Origin of the sequence: Anaerobranca gottschalkii DSM 13577, from assembly GCF_900111575.1 — a bacterium.
Lineage (GTDB): Bacteria > Bacillota > Proteinivoracia > Proteinivoracales > Proteinivoracaceae > Anaerobranca > Anaerobranca gottschalkii.
Genome location: NZ_FOIF01000006.1, coordinates 17,258 through 35,664, shown reverse-complemented (window position 1 = coordinate 35,664; position 18,407 = coordinate 17,258). Strand labels below are relative to the sequence as shown.

Sequence of the window (18,407 nt, the reverse complement as noted above, 5' to 3'; positions counted from 1 at the left end):
TCTATTCCCCCAATATTGTCTGTATTTTGGCCCAACTTAAATCATAGGCTACGGTGTCGTTAAACTCTAATGTGTATGCAGCAACTGCTAAAGCATATTGACAGCACTTTTCTAAAGAGTGGCCTTCAAAATATGAAGCTATAAAACCTGCTACCAAACTATCTCCCGCCCCAGTAACATCGACGATATTTGAAGCTAGGGAAGGGAAGATGTTTTGATAACTTTCACTATGGATATATAGCCCCTGTGGTCCTAGTTTTAAAAGTAAAATTTTTATACCCTTTTCCAAAGCAAAGTTTCCTGCTTTTTTATAATCTTCCAAAGAATTTAAAGGAAAACCACAGAGAGATTCCATTTCTTCTTTATTTGGCGTAAAAATATCAATAGATGAAAGGATATTTTTTACCTTTTGTGCCTTTTCCACAGAAACAGGCTCTACTACAAATAAAGTTTCAGTATTTTTACAGTAATCAGCCAATACTTCAATTGTATCTGTGGGAACATTGGTATCACATACTATTATATTGGCAGTTTTCAAAGTATAAAGCCGCTCTTTAATATAGTTTCTATCTACTAGCTCCACTATATCCATATCTGCTAAAGCTAAGGCTAAATCACTGTTTTCATCTAAAATGGCTATGTATGTCCCTGATGGATATTTATCTGTTTTTAAAACTAAACTGACATCTACTCCCGATTCTTTAGTCCTTTTTAAAATACTATCCCCTAAACCATCTTTTCCAACAGCAGTTAGTAAAGTAGTTGGTATTTTTAATTTACCCAAGTTTTCAGCAATATTTCTTCCTACTCCCCCCACCGTTTTCATGACTTTACCGGGGTTAGATGTTTTATACTTTAAACCACCTTTACCTTTACCAATTAAGTCAAAATTTGCTCCCCCTACAACTACAACCTTTTTTTCTTCATTAAATACATATCCCCTACCTAAAATGTATCCTTTTTTGATTAAATTAGAAATGTGTACAGCTACTGCAGAACGGGATATATCCAATCTCTCCGCCAATTCATCTTGAGATAACATCGGCTCATTCATTAAAACCCTTAAAATTTGTTCCTCCCTATCGGTTAGCTTCTCCATACTCACACCTCTTAACTTTTGTTTAATGTCATATACAATAGTTAGTATAATTTTTCATTTCTTTAATGTCAAGGAAAAGTTTGTAAAATTAATATCAATTTAAATATTAGTATTCCATTTTATTATTATAAGTATAAATAAAAGCCGGTGTTTAACACCAGCTCAGTTTGTAGACAAAGTCATTTTTTAAAGGCTGTGGTAAAATCTATCTCCTCAACTTAATCGTATCTTTGTTTAATTACCACAGCTGATGATGACTTTGTCTATAGTTTGTCTTCAGTCTGAGCCGGTATTTTAACACCTGCTCCCTTCCAGAAGAATATTTATTCTTAATCTACAGTTAATACAATTTTACCTCCAAAGTTACTTAAATTAAATAAATTTGAATCATGTAGCCATTCATAGGAAACATTATATTCAAAAGGAAAAACCTGGGGCACTGAAGATAATTCTACAATTTCATAGTAAGCCCTTTCCCTTAAATAAAGAATAGCCAATAACAACACTTGTATAGTTTTTACATCAGTAACCTGGTATTTTTTTATTCTATATACACCAATTTTCTCATTTTCTATAACTCCAATTTGTTTTAAAGTTTGTAATATTTTTTGACTAGAGTATAACAGTGTAGTCCCTTCCCCCCACATTTCAAACAGCTTTTCTTTAAGCCAAGAGGCTGTAAATGTATCCTGGATGTTAGTAAGCTTTCCTATTAAAGCACATATATCAGAAAAAACAGGGTAAGCAACTAGCATCATACTCCAATGTAATGCCAATTTGTTGGCCTTCTCATCCTTATAAGCTTCTATTGCAAGTTTTTTTAAAACTGTAACCTCATCAGGAGTCTTTACCCAAATATTCATGAGAATTCCTCTAGTTTTTATAAGGTTAGTAGGATCTTTTATTTCAAAAGACAAATATTCATTTAACTCATCTTTGATTTGTTTTTCATTTTTTCCCTCTAAAATAAGTTCTACAGTTTTATTCAACCATTCTAATTTAATCGAACGGGACATTCCAATCATCTTTGCCATCTAAATTACCGCCTTTACTTTAATAAATGGGACAATAACCTCATCTATAGATATGCCTCCATGTGTCATTGTTTCTTTATCCTTATTATCAAATGAATAGTCTGATTCGCAAACAAAATATTGATAATCTTTATCTAAATAATATCCTGGATACTTTATAACTTTATCTGTGAAAAAATCTTTGTATTCTGCAAAATCTTTCAGTACTAACATCCTTTTTGACTTAGTTTCAACCTCAACACCAACATTACGAATATCTCCTACTCCTACACAACAAGTATTACCATGATCAGATGTTATATAAATATTAAAACCCTGTTCATACAATTCCTTAATTAATTTTTGCAATTTACCACTTTTAGCCCAAAGGGAAAGATCGTTATACATCCCTACACGCCCTTGCTTTTGGGCATGAACTAAATCATCTACATCATTAATTATAATAACTAAAAACTTGGTTAAATAACTAATCGGTGGATTATAACCTTTAAAATATAAGATTTGCTTCTTTGTATACCCCTTTTTCTTTATAGCTTCTAAGAATTCTTTTTCTTCTTGGCTTAAAGAAAAAGGATTTTTTAATTCCCGTGGATACTTGCCCGTTAATAAAGATTGCCTTGAAATAGCTGTCGTCGTCGGTATAACGGCGTAAGTGCAGTAAAAATCATAGTCAATCCCTTCCCAATATCGGGATATTACTTCAAAATCAAACAAAGACATCCCATCTATAATAATAAGAGCAGTTTTACCATTGGCAATTATATCAATTATTTTAGTCAAAATAGCAGGAACATCTTTTGAAATCTCACCAGCAAGTTTTTGATAACCATTAAATATAAAGTTTTTAAATTTCTCATCAACAAATCTCGTATCAATAGTAATGTTTCCTTTGGAAGCGTAATAATCAATTTGTGCTTTTTTACGGGCAATTTCAATCCATTCATTTGCATTTATAACATATTTATCATTAGAAGGCAAGAGTTTTTTAATTAACAACACACAATAACTTTCTATATTTTCCCTTGAAAAGACCTTATCTATAATAAATTTTTCAGTCTTTTCCTTGGTATCACAAAACGAATAAAGCTCCCCATAGGCAAAACTAATCAAGTCAATGTCTTTAATATACCTGCGCACTGTATCTTCATGAAGTTTTGGAAAAATACTTTTAAGAGAAATTTCAACTTCAAAGAACTGTTTCCTTATATCATAAGGAACATAAATATCAGAATGTACAATTACTGCGTATTTATCATTAGAATTCTTTATTTCTTGCTCATACTTTAACCGAAATGCTTCAATGTCTTCGTAAATAATTACTTGAAATTTCCGAGAAATAAGTAATTTAATATAATCGTAAATAACAGAAAAACCATTTATATCAAATATCAATAAACGCTTTTCATATTCTATTGAAAACAATTCAATTATCCGTTTCTCTATCATAATTTCACTCCATATACGCCAAAAGTACTAATTTAAAATCAGGATAGAATTTCTTACCCATCTGATAATTGGCTTCTATCTCTGCCTTTTCCCGGCTTAAAGCCATAAGTTTGTGCTTCCTAATGTTTTCGATCCCTATTCGTTCTGCAGCCTCAATACGCAGATTTAAAGCATACAAATACTTCCTATACTTTTCTTCATTCCTTTTTTCCAATTCTGTTTTCATCATTAAAAAAGTATCATAAGCAAATTCTTGTGAAATTATACGTAGTTTATTCTGTATCTCAATATCTACCTTTTCCCCTTCCCAAACAGTGATAGTCCTGTCTTTATCAAGAATAGCATCCCAAATTTTCTTACCAGCTATAGGACGAACTATAAACTCTTGGTTAATAAAAATTGGGATGATTTTCTGGCCATGACTTTCATTAGTTAGTGATATCTTCCATAACATAAAATAACCCTTCTCATTAGGAAAATCTCTTATAGAAACTTTTAAGATTTTACCTCCTATGTCTTGCTCTATTTCCTTTTTTAGATGGCTATCAATCACAGGATCGTTAATTTTCAAACCTTCTATAGGTAAGGAGGAATATCCTTTATAGTTTTGATAATATGTAAACATTTGCTTTAATGCAGTTTCAATATCATAGGATGATTCCTTCCCAATCATTGATGTAAGGTCTTTTTCATCCTTTATTAAATCTTTAATAAGCATGCTATTTTCAACTTGCTTTTTCAAATCCTCTTCTACTGGACGAATATTAGTCTCAATATTCTTAGGATTGTGGATTGATTTCAAATAAGCATCTGTAAAGTTTAACTCAGCAGCTTCACTATCCAGAATATCGGAATACTTATCTATTCCTAATTCTTTAAGTATAACGGAAAGCTTTTCTTCCAACACGACCCTAACCCGATTTTCAACAGTATCTGCTAAAATTAAATTATACACCAATACATCTCTTTTTTGCCCAATACGATCAACCCGACCAATACGCTGTTCTATCTTCATAGGATTCCAGGGCAAGTCATAATTAATAATACAATTTGAAAACTGTAGGTTTAACCCTTCACCACCGGCATCGGTGGAAATTAGGATATCAGTTTCTTCTTTAAACTCTTTTAATACAATATTCCTTTCTTCAATATTCATACTACCATTGAGTATAGACGTTGAATAACCCCTATCCTTTAACAATTTTACAAGATAGCTTTGTGTTGCAACAAATTCTGTAAAAACAATAACTTTTCTATCCCTTTCCTCTGCAAATAAGTTATCAATTATTTCAAGAAGAGTTTCAACTTTTACATCAAGATATTGAAATTCCGCTTGCTTAGCAACAGCAATAATATCTCTAAGTTGAGCAATCTCTTCTTTTATATCTAAAGAAATAGCAGCAATGACATCTTCTATATTTTCTTCAAAATCCATCTCTATAAGTTCATCTTCACTCATTGTTTGGTACTTAAAACTTTGCTCTTCTAGGATTTTTACACGTCGTTCCATACTTTCTCTGATAGCCCTTGTACTACTGGTAACTAAACGCTGCATCATAATAAGCAAAAATACAAACCACATATTTTTACCACGATTACGCATTGCTTTGTTATAATTTTTAGAAACATAATTAGATACCATTCCATACAATTTACGTTGTAGGGAATGTCTATCGTCCCAATGTAATTCAATAACTTTAGTCACCCGCTTTTTAAAGAGCTTATTACCATTATTATCTATAGCTTCACGTTTTTCAGTCCTTATAATGTAAGGAGCTACCTGTTCTCTAACAACAGCATTAATATTAGGAAAAGCCTTTTCATCCAAAAGACGAATAAGGCGTAAAAACGGCTCTGTTTTACCATTATGGGGTGTAGCTGTTAATAATAATAGATAAGGACTGGCTGCTGCCAAAAGTTTACCAAGTTTATATCTAGCTACTTCTCCTGAACTCCCAGCAACTCTATGTGCTTCATCAATAACCACCAAATCCCAACCACTATTTATTATGGAATAGATCCTTTCCTCATTATATTTAATTACCTTTTCTTCACTCCAGCCAGTCCGTCTTACCAATGGTTTTATAGAATCCATTGGTGATATAACTTGTTCAAATTGTCCGTAAACATCATCTTTACCAGTTATCTTACGTATAGAATTATAATCTTCTGGTAAAATAACATGAAACTTCTCATTAAATTTATCCTCCATCTCAAAACTCCATTGAGTTACAAGACCAGTAGGACAAACAATCAAAATCCTTTTTATTAGTCCCCTAGTTTTTAATTCTTTGATAATAAGCCCTGCTTCAATAGTTTTCCCAAGTCCAACTTCATCAGCCAATATATACCTTATATTATTATTTGATAGCGCCCTATTAAGAGCATAAATCTGATGGGGTAAAGGAATTATATTGTTAGATATTTTTGATATAATACCTTGAGAGATTTCATTTTTAATTTTAGAAAGCATAGCAACATACCGAAGATAATTTTCATTAAAATTATCTTCAGGTACTTCAGTGCAAATATCATCAATGGATAACTTATAAACTTCTCCAGTAGAAGAATTAAAAACCTTATAAGAAACAAAGCCCCATACTTCACTGACATCCAATATTTGCACTCGCTCATTTTTGATTTTATCAAAAACGTAATCTCCTATAGTAAAAGTAATCATGTTGTATTGACCCCTCTAATAATTAACTTTACATATAAATTAATTATAATTATGTTTAAGGTCTAATATATTAGCTAATACTATTAAGTAATTCCTGATATTGTTCATTATCTTCATTTACTTTATCAATTATATGCTTTGCTACGCTTATGATTTCTTTTTTCTTATCAAATGGAATTAAACCCCTTTCTATCATTTGTAAATGAGAACGTTCATTTACAACTCTATTAACCTTTTCTGCAATTAAAGAATCACCTGCAAAAAATCTTTCTAGTCTTTCTTCTAGATTATATTCTCGTTCGTCGATATACGGATATTTATAATAAAGGTAGACTTCTAAAAACTTTCTTGCATTATTTCCAAAGTTGTAAATAATTTCATAATTATCATCATCATTTTCGTTTAACTGCGAACATTTATAAATGCATGAAAAAAGGTAGTTAAACTCTGTACCATATTTCACTAAATGTTTTGGCATAGGTTTAATGACAGAGTTTTCCCCAGTACGACGTATTATCCAATATCCCTTTTTATTTGGTTTTAATCTCCTTAGATATTTTAAAAACTCTAAATTGTGTGTAGAAATAACTAATTGGGTATATAACTCTTTCTTTGTTATCTCACTTATTAGGCTATACATATAAAAAATATTATCATCATCAAGACTACTTACAGGATCATCAATCCAAATTATAGGTTTTTGACCAGCGGTTTTAACATCTTCCAATTTAGCCATAAAATAGCAAAAAGCAATTAAATTACATTCTCCTTCACTTAAATTAAACGCAATATCATCGTTTCGATGCACTTCAAAATAAACACTCTTTTCATTTGTTGAATCATCTTCAACAGCTTTAAGAGTTAAATATTTATGGCCGAAATATTTGTCCAGGTAGTAATTGATTTTGTCTGCTGCATTTTGCTCACTGCTCAATAAATTTTCTTTCTTTTTAATTTCTTCCTTTATATCTTCTATATTTTTTTGAAGTCGTTTTGTCTCTTCTTCCGCTTTTGTACACGTCTCTTCTAAATCTTTAATTTTCTTGCAAATATCCTCATATCCAATATCTCTAGCAAAAGAATATACTTCAAATAACCTTAACTTTTCTTGTGCATCTTTTATATGATTTCTATTAGAAGCACAATATTCATTTACCTCATTTTTAAAACTTTTACATTCATTCAATATAGCATCAAAGTCGTTTTTATTATCACAGGGTCTAATAAATTCAATTTTTTTTGTAATAACAGTTAATCTTTCTCTAAGCTGCTCTCTTATAGCATCTAAATGTTTTAAATATTTATTTGCGACATCATTATATTTAGTTTTTAACGTTTCCAATTGTTGAAGGAAATTAACATAAAAATCTTCCTCTTTCCATATAAACCCATTGTTTATTTCATTCTTATGGTTTTCTATTCTATCAATCAAATTTTTGATATCACTCTCAAGTTTTTGGGATTCATCGTCAAAATGTTTTTTAAGAGATTCCCATCGTTCATCTGTTATTTCAGAACCGCAAAAAGCACATTGCTTTTTACCTTTTAACAAGCCAACACCTTCTTTTACCCATTTGTTTAATGCGTAATCATTAAGTAATTCCTGAATTTTATCCGACTCACCAATTTGCTTAGATAATAATACTTGTGCTTCGTCACAAAAAGAATCAAATAAAAGATTGATTTTGGGCAATTCACTAATTGGAGGTTTACCTTTTTCATTAACAATAGCCTCATATTTATTTTTTTCCTCTGGTGTAAGAGCTCGGTAATTATCTGAGAGTACGAGTTCTAGCTCTTTTCTTATCTTTCTAATATCATAATTCTGATCTCCAAATTTTTCAACATTATATCTTATACCAGTACTTGGGTCAGTTGCTTTATCACGTAGTCTATTTTCAAGTTTTTCTTTTTCATCTTTCAATTTATTTTTCTCTTTTTCTTCGTTTATTTTCGCTTCTTTCAATAAATGATATAAACCTGATTCTTTATCCTTTTCATTAGAACCTAATTTATTTTTAAGTTCACGAATTTCTTTTTCGAGTCGAACATTTTCCTCTCCAAATACAGCAAAAGCTTTTATTTTTTCATTGGGATCTACAATAAATTTTAAGTTATCTATGACGAAATCTTTATTGAAAACTCTGAAATGAAAATCTTTTTGATGTAGATCTTCTTGAGTTAAGATTGTACCATTATCCATTTCAAGCGAAAAAGTTGAAGAATCATATTTTGAATCGAGAAAACTAGTTTCAAATGAGCGAATAATTCTTGATAAAGTTGTTTTTCCCGAATAATTTCTACCATATATAATATTGACTTTATTAAAACATAATGGTTGACTATTTTCATTATCTAATACTGTCGAATCCCACAAAAAATTATTATATACACCAAAACCATCAATTTTCTTAATTTTTTTTATCATAAATAATTACACTCTCCCCAAACTCAAATCATAATACATCAACAGCTTATCATCCTCTTGGATAACACTTTCCGGTAAGCGCTCCGCGGTTTCGACAATAAGCTTATAATTTTTATCTGCCCAGAGTTTTGCAAAACCTACTCTAATAGCTTCAGTACGGAATAGTTTTAATTTACCTTTTGTACTTAAATAACCTTCAAACTCCTTTAATAAATTCTTTTCACGAAGTTTAGCCACATCAGCAGTTTTTGTTATATCTGGGATGTACCACCTACCCTTATCGTCCTGCAAAAAGTTCTCTTCTAGTAAAACAGCCAGTTCAAGCCTTTTTTCAAACTTGTCCCATGCTTTTATTTCCTGCATGAATTTTGGCTGTAGTTCAGCATATGTCTGCGGTGTTTCAAGTTGCTGATAGAGCCATGAAATAGCAGTCTTCTCGTTGGTGACATAAAGCTCAAACTGAACCGGTTGCACATCATTTATAATTCGAGCGGTATCATATTCATTTACCTGCTCTGCTAAAAAGTACATTCCATCTCGTTTTAAGAACCTTTCATCTAAACCTTTATAAAAATCTATTGCATCCAAGGGAACAGATATACCATTCATGATATGATAAGCTACCATGCGATCATAGAGCAAAAATGCTTGGCGTTCTGCTATTAATTCAATTTTTCCATTTTTAACTACGACTACAGGAAGATTTTCAAGATGTTGTCTAACAAAACTCCAAGCTGTTTCTTCACTCCCAGCATGAGAAATGAATTCTCGTTTGAAACTTTCCTTTGGTTTATATGCAGAAATAACAAGATCTTGCTTTACAGCAGAAGTTGTCGTAACCTGTTTAAAACTGCCTTGCTTTTTGTCCAACGTTCGAACATCGGCAATAATAAAGCCTCCTCGCATTAATGATTCCTGAATAGCATTCCAAACAGAGTTTTGCGAATTGTGAAATTCCACTGTCATCCAACGGCCCGGCTTCAAGATGCGGTAACACTCACTAAAACATTGAGTCATCAGCGACTGATACTCCAACAAACCTTTCCCCTGAACGGCGTTTATAATCGCTTCTGGTTTCTGATTAGTAAAAACCCGGAGCCACGCTTCCCAGATGAAGCTTAATTCAGAGTAATTTAGGTTACTGCCAAAGGGAGGATCTGTGAAAATGTAGTCTATTGAATTTTCTTGTAAATTGATAATATTAGAAAGCGATGCTGTATTTACAAAACAATTTTTATCAATTAACATTTGCTTTTGATTCATAATATCATTAAATTTAGAAACAAATAATGCATTCGCACTTCTTTCATACTGTAATGAAGGTATATACAAAGTTCCGCTTAGATTGCCAGTTCCGCCGAATCTAAATCTGTTTGTTTTAGTTGCTCTTTGAATTGAAGCAGTAAACGCGAATAATAATGGTAATCTATTCTTTGATCTTGAAATCTTTGAATACAAAATTGCCATAAAAGCATTATTTCTTCTCGTATAAAACTGATGCACATGTGTTATCCCATTTTGATCATTCCTACGACTTTCTCTCCCTTCGCACATTCTATCCGTAGGATACCAATAGGGAATTTCCATATTGTTGATTTTTTCAATTAGCTCTATATCATATTCATCTGGCTCTTTCTCAAAACGTTTTTTACCAACAGAATAATTAATTAAAACCGGTACCTGTTTAGCCATAGTTACCAATTGGTTCAAGCCGGTATCAAAATGGGTTTCCTGGGCCCTAGTACAGCTGCGTTTGGTCAGTTGGCTACGACAATGGGGGCAATAGAATTTATCATTAACTTTACCATTTTCTTTATCAACGGCAGCATCCCAAAATACTATTTCATTAGAACAGGTAGGACATATAAATACATCGCTCCAAACAGTATAGTTAATACGACCCATAACTGGATTTCCATATATATCCCTTTGGATTTTCCCTTCGATGACATGTCTAGTTTCATACATCCATCCTAATTCTTTTTCACATTCTTCTAAAATGCAATTTGCTTCTCGCTGAAATTCCACTACATCTACAGGAGAATTATAGTTATAGGCTATAAATGTTGCAGCAGGTGAAAGATCATTTAAAATAGCTTTACGGGCACCCCATTTTACATAAGGCATTTCCTTTTCTATTTTAGCCTTAAATTCAGGGTCTGGGTTGCCACACATTTGTGCAGCAACCCCTGTCATTCCAGTACCACAGAATCCGTCAAAGACAATATCACCTGGTTCAGTATAATGAAGTATATATCGCATTATAGCTTTATGAGGTACTTTTGTATGATAACTATGGGCATTATAAATTGGATCATTTTTCCCTTCACTCACATCGGCAGCAAAAGGTTCCCTATGATAATCATCAGTCCCTTCATCATAAGGTTTGCCATGTTCCTTTATAAAATCCTCTATAAAAGGATTAGGACAAGCTGTATAATATGGAGGATTAGATAAAGCGATTATATCCTCATCCTTTGCTATTGGAAAACCTTCAATATGTCTAACCTTATCAATATCTTTTTTAGTTAATTTCATACCCGATTCCCCTTATCTTTTTATAATAATCCGCAATTTATTTTTATCCTTTCCGCTAATATAATCATCTAAGAATTTTTTAAGTTTATCTTGGAAGGTATCGATGTCACAAGGCCCAATGGCACCAAGCTTATCAATGAGTTCATCGGCAGTGATAACAACAGGTTCAAAACCTTTTAATAAATCTTCAATAGCATTAACGAAAAATTGATCAATTTTTTCCGGCAACTTCTTTGTTTTTATAAAATCATCGATTATTTTCCTTTGTTCTGGTTTTAGATACTGTTTTTGCTCTTCAATAGTAGGATCTGTGACAGTATTAAAGAGGGTATTGCTCCACTCACTAAGTAAATCATCAATTCTATCTTCAATTTCATCTAATCTTCCTTTTACTGATTTCCCTTCTTCGCCTATTGAAAAATGACAATTAGTGCATAAATGGTTTGACTTAAGCATATCCGGTGTTAACTCATAACAAACTTTTAATTCTGCTAGATCTCTTTCAATACTATCTAGTTTGAAAGTTGAAAAAATATTGCTTAAATTTTTTAAACGTCTTAAGTTATTTAATTTTATCGAACCTAGTAATTCTCCTTTACGCTTTCCTTCTGAAAACCCCAAACGCTTTTTCTGATGCTCTGCAAAATAAATATCAATATATTTGTTTTTAATTTCAGAAAGTATTTTTTTAACCTCTATTGCTGAGTATTCTCCATTCATTTTTTCAGATATATCTTCTCTAATTTGACGAAACTTATCTTTAGCTTCTTTTATCTCATCTCTTAATCCATCAATATTAGTCCCTTCCAAATTCATTATATAATTAACATCTACCAGACAATCATTTTTAAACTTTTCGTATTCTAAGACTATTACTGATTTCATAATATCTTTTCCGATCTGCTCAATTTGTTGTATTGTATAATTAAAATTATTTAGCTTAGCAACGGTATTAAATCTGTTTTGGAAATTACCCAGTATATCTATAACCCTTTTAATAGAATCCTTATAATCTTGAGAAATATGTTCAGGAATTAACGGTTCACCCCAAAGCTCAAAATCTCTATTTAATTTGCTAACTGCCTTGGAAGATAGTTCAACTTTCTCTTGAATTTTAGCCAACAATTTTTCAAGACCAACTTCCCTCTGACTGGGATTGGTAATAAGACCTGTTGGGAGCTCTAACAATTCATAGAGTTTTACCAGCTCTGCTAATCTCAGCTCCTTAGGCTTATAAATATTCTTAAATTCATAAAGATCAGTTAGATCTGTTTTGGGCAATAATTCTAGATTTGAAGCAGTTAAGATTGTGCCATTTCTCAAAGTTATAACTGCATGACCTGTATAGACCAAAGCAAGAAAAACAACTGGTAAATATGCGTAACAGATGCTGAAACGCTTATCAATATATAATTCATCTTTATTCTCAACTTCTTGATAAATATCGCTAAAATTAATTACTGCATTGACCGGCAATTTTTCTAGCTCATTTATAAAGTATTGTGCATATTTGGAGTTCTCAACGGTAATTTTATCTCCATCGAGTAAACCAAAACTTTCAAGGAAATAATTTGCTTGTTGATTTTTTCTCCCGGCAAATCTATCAACAGCTGCTCTAATAATACTTTCCCTGTTTTGGTGGGTAACTTGAATTTTAAATTTAGGAATTTCTGGATACTTTGAAGTGAAATATTCATCTAAACAAATAGAAGCTACCAGATCAATGGTTTCTTTAAAGGGGGTATTACTTTTATATCTCCCCTTCATCACTTCTAACAGCTGTTTCTTTTGACCTTTGTAAATTACCTCAAAACAAGTATTTTTGTTTTCACTAAGATATCTCGTCAAATTCCTCTTATAACCCTCAGCCTTATTTTTATAAACAGGCTTATTTTTTTCTTCTGCTAAATCTTTCAATATCTGAGCAGCACCATATAATTTTAAATTGTTCTTAAATTCTTCATTAGTCTTAAACAGGAAAAAGACCTCATCATCCTTTTTATCATCTTGGTAATCTTCATTACCATATGGTGGAATAAAATATATATAATAATCTTCAGGAGGCTGGGCAGTAGGCCGTGATTCAGGTGTTCCTAAAAATAAATACCCTGAACGGAAAATATTATGAGATACCCAATTTAACCTATGCTCGTAAATTTTAAAATTATCAACATATTCATTCTGTTGCCAATCTAGACAATAATAAACTACATCATAAAAATAACTATTTAAACTATCATCATCTATAATAGCTGCCCTTTGCATTATTTTTTCATCGAAATCAATATCTTTTTTCAAATCCAAATAATATTGCCCATTTTCTCTATTATATTCAATAAATTGACCACTAACAGTTGTCATAATATCTTTTAATACAGTTTGAATTACTGAACATAATGTATCTGAGCTTTCGTCAGGCATTCCTTTCAAATATAAACAAAGATCATCTCGTAGATTTTCTGCAGTTAATCCTGTACGAACACTAATATCACCGGTAGTTAATCTATATACACTTAAAGCATGTATTATTTGCAAGGCCAAAGGTTTATAAATTTTTTTAGGAAATGAACGATTGATAATATCCTCGAGAATACCACTCTTTTCAACAACTTCTTTGATATTTGAATCTGTTCTCAGAGCAGGGTTTTCCTTGATAAAAGACCAATAACTATCAAAAGATATAATACCAGGAGATTGATCATTAATTTCTTTGTCTAGAATGTTCTTTATAATCTCAGAAATATTTTTTAATATATGACGATTTTCAATAATGTATATTTTGTTAAAAACATCAATATATGAAGGATGAATCGGGAACAATTCTACGTATTCATCCATACGCTCAGACATATTGGTATATAGACTACAAAACTTTTGTAAATGTTCACGAATTAAAGCTTTTTGTTCTGATGTTTTCTTAAGTATTCTTTCAGATACTACAAAAGCGGTATCTTCTTTACGAATAATAACTTGCTCAAATCTATCCTTTACTCTGTTTAAGGAATTAGATACAAAGGAAAACCTAGGATTATCAAAAAGTTTTTCCTGCACCCCAAAAATAGCTCTTAAACGAGAATTTTTAATAATTTCACCTATCTCCCGCATAAAGCCCAGGTCAAGTTTTATTTCTTGTTCTTTGCGTCCACCCAGATAATCAAGGAACTCGTCAACTACAATCAAGTATCCTTTATCTGGATATTTGGATGAAAAAATTGACATCATATCTATAAGTACATCTTTATTTGAAATAATATCCTTTTCATCTGGAAAATCAAATTTAAGTCCACGTTTATCAAAATCCTGTTTCACTTTTGTTAAGATTATATTTCTAAGGGACATTTTAGATGCCCCTATCTCTATACGTAAAACTTCAAACTTACCAGAAATACTTCTCGCTGCCTCTGCAAACTTTAGATTTTGAACATAGTTAAGATTTTCAGCATCTCCTGCTATAGAGGATATAACTGACATAAGGTGTGATTTACCTGTTCCATAATTACCTACCAGCAAAACACCTTTATTATCTACAACATCTTCTAAAGAAAGTTGTGAAAGCATATTAATAATCAACTTGTCAGCCATATCATTGGACATAACATAACTTTTTACTAGTTTTACTGCTTCTTCTCGATCATTTGCAGCAGTAAGTTGGATAACACTTTCAATTGGATTAAAATTAATTAAATCACGATATCGCATAAAAACAACCCCCTCAATTTACACAAATAATTTGATAATTATTGATGTTATATGAATGATAATCACTATAATCCGGTGTTGCAAATATTAAGTGATTATCTTCAAAAGTACCACACCATTTAACAATAATTTGAGTTTTCCTTGAAAGTTCACAAAAAAGTTTTATTACATCTATTTGATACCTTGGATCAAATAACATTTCATAATCTATAAGAAAAATTGGCCCATGTTTTGAATTTACTATTTCCATTACTTCATCAGTAACAAATTGTGTCCTATTATGAATTTCCTTCTTCAAAAGGGTTTTAGATAACTCTAAATTTAAGCTCAACTTTTGATATTTACACTCATCAATAAGTTTTATTAGTCTAGGTTCTAATGAACAAAAAATAATAGGTATAGTTATTTTCTTTAGAAGATCCATATTAACATTAAAACTCTTTATCAAAGTACTCAATAACTTCACTACCTTTCCTTGGATCTTTCACTTTACCTCTTATTGATAACTAAAATAAAAATTAATAAGTTGAAAATTGTGCATACCAAAATAGTAATAATTATCTAATTTATTAATAATATAGCATATATTAGAAATAGCGTAAATATATAGTATTTAATTGTTTGCAAATTTTATACAGAATAACTCCACCAATCTATTAATAGCAGTAGAGACTGAAGATAAAACCATAGACAAAGTCACCATTACGTGTGGATTAACAAAGATATTATTTAATTTAGGAGATAGATTTAAGATGATTAGAAATGACTTATGTCTGATAAGTATTAAAAAAAGGTGCTAGAGTTTAGCACCTTTTTACATTATTATAAGTTCTATTCAGCTTCATCCGCTGGTTTAGGAGCATCTACAGGGCAAACATCTGCACAGGCTCCACAATCAATACATTTTGCAGCATCAATAACAAATTTGTCTTCACCTTCACTTATAGCATCTACTGGACATTCTGGCTCACAAGCTCCACAAGAAATACAGTCGTGATTAATAAAGTAAGTCACTATTGTCACCTCCAAGTCTTCTTAAGACAAAATTAGGTTAGTCACCTACAGTTATAATCACCTTTTTTTAAATTATTATTCATAAAAAAAGAAAAAACCTTCCAGATACGAGGGGGGAATCTGGAAGGTCATAGGAGAAGGCTTATCTATAAGAGCTTGTCCTAATTACATTCATATTATAACCCACTTTTTTTCCCCTCTCAAACCCCAATAACCCCCATTTTAAAAAAATATCTTTGTCTTTCTTTATTTTCCTCTATTTTTCGCCCTTAAATCCCTTTTTTCGATTTTTTTCGACAAAAATTTTAAGAATAAAGTCTTCCCAATACAATCTAAGGAAGACTTTATGAAATACATATGGAGAATTATATTTAATGGGTAATATCTTCTACTGGAAACTCCATCTTTATATTTTCACCTAATATCCGTTGAAGATCTAACATTATTTTACCTAAACGATATTCCACTGCTAAAAAGTCATTTGCCGTTTTATTTAATTTTATAATCTCATATAGTTTTTTTGCTTCTTCTACTTTCTTTGGATCAGCTGCTTTCCCTGCTAACTGCATTTTTTGGATTTCATAATTCTTTTTTCTAAAATCTAAAAGCATCTCCTGTGTATCCACATCTTTTTTGATAATTTCTGCTAAACGCTGGTATTCTTTATACTCTGGTAATTCTTTAAAGCTTTTAGCTAATTCGTAGGCTTTGTCATAAATATTCATCAAAATCCCCTCCCTTTTTTTTACTTTTATATTTTGACAAAAAAAGAAATATTCCTTTTTTTAAATAAGCCCTGTAATTAAAATATAAAAAAGTACTACAGGTAAAAGGTATTTTACGATACTAAACCAGATATTTTTTGCTCTAAAAGTTACCCTGGCTTTTTCTAATTCATTAAATATTCCCTGGGCTCCCCATACCCATCCTACAAATACCGCTGTTAAAAGACCTCCTATGGGTAAAATCAAATTAGATGAAAAGAAATCCATAAAATCTAGAAATCCTCTACCGAAGAATAGTGTCTCACCTAAAATTCCCATGGATAGAGACGAAGGAATACCTAGAAGGAAAATAATAATCCCTAATATTATTGAAGCTTGTTTTCTCGACCACTTAAATTCTTCTATAAAGTACGCTACAGGAACCTCCAACAATGAAATAGCTGAAGTTAAAGCAGCGATAGTTAGAAGGATAAAAAATAGTCCTCCAAATAGATTCCCTAAAGGAAGGGAAGCAAAAACCGCCGGTAATGTTATGAAAATTAAGGATGGACCGGCATTGGGTTCAAAGCCAAAGGCAAAAACTGCTGGAATAATAATAAATCCTGCCAATATAGCAATACTTAAATCAGCTAAAGATATAAACATAGCTGAATTAGGTATATCATTATCATCGGTTAAATAACTTCCGTAGGTCATAATAGCACCCATCCCTAGACTTAAACTAAAAAATACTTGCCCTAATGCCCCTAAAATAATTTTAATATTTATTGCCTGTAGATTAGGGGTTAGATACCATCTTAAACCTTCTAATGCCCCAGGAAGGGTAATACTTCTTAAAGCTAATAATAGCAGCAGTACAAATAGTACAGGCATCATTATTTTACTAGCTTTCTCAATCCCTTTATCTATCCCGAAAATGACGATTCCAATGGTCATTGCCATAAATATTCCATGCCATATTAGAGGTTCAACTGGTGAAGCTACAAAATTAACGAAAATTTCCCTAGAATCTCTAACATCTAAATTATTTAATCCCCCGCTTAAAAACTTAAATATATAAGCTACTGACCAACCAGCTATGACAGAATAAAAAGATAAGATGATAAAACCTGCAGCTACCCCCAATGCTCCAATTATCCACCAAGGACTACCAGGTTTTATCCCTTTAAAAGCTCTAACAATATTACTTTTTCCCTTCCTACCTATAGTTAGCTCACAAATCATTAAGGGAATACCAATTAAAAAGATAATTATCAGATATATGAGTATAAAAATTCCTCCACCACTTTGACCAACAACTGTAGGAAAGCGCCATATATTTCCTAAACCAATAGCACTACCTGCAGCTGCTAAAATAAATCCTAATTTTGAACCCCATTGTTCCCTTTGTTTTGCCATAGATTCTTTCACCTCATAATTATGTTTTTTTCATAATTTAGCATAGCCAACTCCTTCCATATCTATACATAAAATAAAAGGACCCCATAGGGTCCTCCAGATTGAAGACAAACTATAGACAAAGTCATCATCAGCTGTGGTAATTAAACAAAGATACGATTAAGTCGAGGAGATAGATTTAAGAGCTGATTAGATAAAAGGAAGAAGGGGTGAGGAACAGGACGTTCCGAAAGCTCTATTGAGCCATGGATGGCGAATTAGAGCGGTACCCTTCTTCCTTTTAGATAGAAGCCTTAAATCTCGACGGAGACTTTGTTAGAATGTTTAATTACTACAGCCTTTAAAA

At 31.5% G+C, this 18,407-nt stretch carries 11 protein-coding genes; all 11 read right to left on the bottom strand.

All coding sequences use genetic code 11. The features are described from left to right. Position 1: 1 nt before the first annotated feature. The 11 genes from BMX60_RS03135 to BMX60_RS03080 all read right to left on the bottom strand — a co-directional run bounded on the left by BMX60_RS03135 (position 2) and on the right by BMX60_RS03080 (position 18,061). The gene (locus BMX60_RS03135) at positions 2–1,099 is read right to left on the bottom strand and encodes a carbohydrate kinase (RefSeq protein WP_091349076.1); all 1,098 of its coding nucleotides are present in this window, start codon (positions 1,097–1,099) and stop codon (positions 2–4) included. Positions 1,100–1,428: 329 nt separating this feature from the next. Continuing rightward, positions 1,429–2,133, bottom strand: a complete 705-nt coding sequence (locus BMX60_RS12245; RefSeq protein WP_242945694.1) for a hypothetical protein — start codon at positions 2,131–2,133, stop codon at positions 1,429–1,431. After that, the gene (locus tag BMX60_RS03120) at positions 2,134–3,579 is read right to left on the bottom strand and encodes a PglZ domain-containing protein (RefSeq protein WP_091349071.1); all 1,446 of its coding nucleotides are present in this window, start codon (positions 3,577–3,579) and stop codon (positions 2,134–2,136) included. It lies immediately after the preceding gene. Between the two features lie 4 nt (positions 3,580–3,583). Beyond that, a complete protein-coding gene (locus BMX60_RS03115) occupies positions 3,584–6,259 on the bottom strand; it encodes a DEAD/DEAH box helicase (RefSeq protein WP_091349069.1) in 2,676 nt (891 codons plus the stop codon). A gap of 70 nt (positions 6,260–6,329) precedes the next feature. After that, entirely contained in the window at positions 6,330–8,687 is a 2,358-nt protein-coding gene (locus tag BMX60_RS03110) for an AAA family ATPase (RefSeq protein WP_091349067.1), read from the bottom strand. A gap of 6 nt (positions 8,688–8,693) precedes the next feature. Further along, positions 8,694–11,225 carry a DNA methyltransferase gene (locus BMX60_RS03105; RefSeq protein ID WP_091349064.1) on the bottom strand — a complete coding sequence of 844 codons (2,532 nt, stop codon included), beginning with the start codon at positions 11,223–11,225 and terminating at the stop codon, positions 8,694–8,696. A 12-nt stretch (positions 11,226–11,237) separates the two neighbouring features. After that, positions 11,238–14,924: a DUF6079 family protein gene (locus BMX60_RS03100; RefSeq protein WP_242945693.1), complete on the bottom strand. Its 3,687-nt coding sequence runs from the start codon at positions 14,922–14,924 to the stop codon at positions 11,238–11,240. Between the two features lie 13 nt (positions 14,925–14,937). Next, positions 14,938–15,381, bottom strand: a complete 444-nt coding sequence (brxF, locus tag BMX60_RS03095) for a BREX-3 system P-loop-containing protein BrxF (RefSeq protein WP_091349061.1) — start codon at positions 15,379–15,381, stop codon at positions 14,938–14,940. Between the two features lie 374 nt (positions 15,382–15,755). Next, positions 15,756–15,938: an indolepyruvate ferredoxin oxidoreductase subunit alpha gene (locus BMX60_RS03090; protein ID WP_072907598.1), complete on the bottom strand. Its 183-nt coding sequence runs from the start codon at positions 15,936–15,938 to the stop codon at positions 15,756–15,758. A gap of 371 nt (positions 15,939–16,309) precedes the next feature. Next, the gene (locus tag BMX60_RS03085) at positions 16,310–16,663 is read right to left on the bottom strand and encodes a YlbF/YmcA family competence regulator (RefSeq protein WP_091349059.1); all 354 of its coding nucleotides are present in this window, start codon (positions 16,661–16,663) and stop codon (positions 16,310–16,312) included. Positions 16,664–16,723: 60 nt separating this feature from the next. Continuing rightward, positions 16,724–18,061 (bottom strand): sodium-dependent transporter, encoded by a 1,338-nt coding sequence (locus BMX60_RS03080; protein ID WP_091349056.1) that lies wholly within the window; start codon positions 18,059–18,061, stop codon positions 16,724–16,726. Between the last annotated feature and the right edge of the window lie 346 nt (positions 18,062–18,407).

Coding starts and splice junctions, on each gene's coding strand:
- BMX60_RS12245 (WP_242945694.1), bottom strand. CDS start 2,133: ATGGCAAAGATGATTGGAATGTCCCGTTCGATTAAATTAGAATGGTTG.
- BMX60_RS03100 (WP_242945693.1), bottom strand. CDS start 14,924: ATGCGATATCGTGATTTAATTAATTTTAATCCAATTGAAAGTGTTATC.
- BMX60_RS03080 (WP_091349056.1), bottom strand. CDS start 18,061: ATGGCAAAACAAAGGGAACAATGGGGTTCAAAATTAGGATTTATTTTA.
- BMX60_RS03085 (WP_091349059.1), bottom strand. CDS start 16,663: ATGAATATTTATGACAAAGCCTACGAATTAGCTAAAAGCTTTAAAGAA.
- BMX60_RS03135 (WP_091349076.1), bottom strand. CDS start 1,099: ATGGAGAAGCTAACCGATAGGGAGGAACAAATTTTAAGGGTTTTAATG.
- BMX60_RS03115 (WP_091349069.1), bottom strand. CDS start 6,259: ATGATTACTTTTACTATAGGAGATTACGTTTTTGATAAAATCAAAAAT.
- BMX60_RS03120 (WP_091349071.1), bottom strand. CDS start 3,579: ATGATAGAGAAACGGATAATTGAATTGTTTTCAATAGAATATGAAAAG.
- BMX60_RS03110 (WP_091349067.1), bottom strand. CDS start 8,687: ATGATAAAAAAAATTAAGAAAATTGATGGTTTTGGTGTATATAATAAT.
- BMX60_RS03105 (WP_091349064.1), bottom strand. CDS start 11,225: ATGAAATTAACTAAAAAAGATATTGATAAGGTTAGACATATTGAAGGT.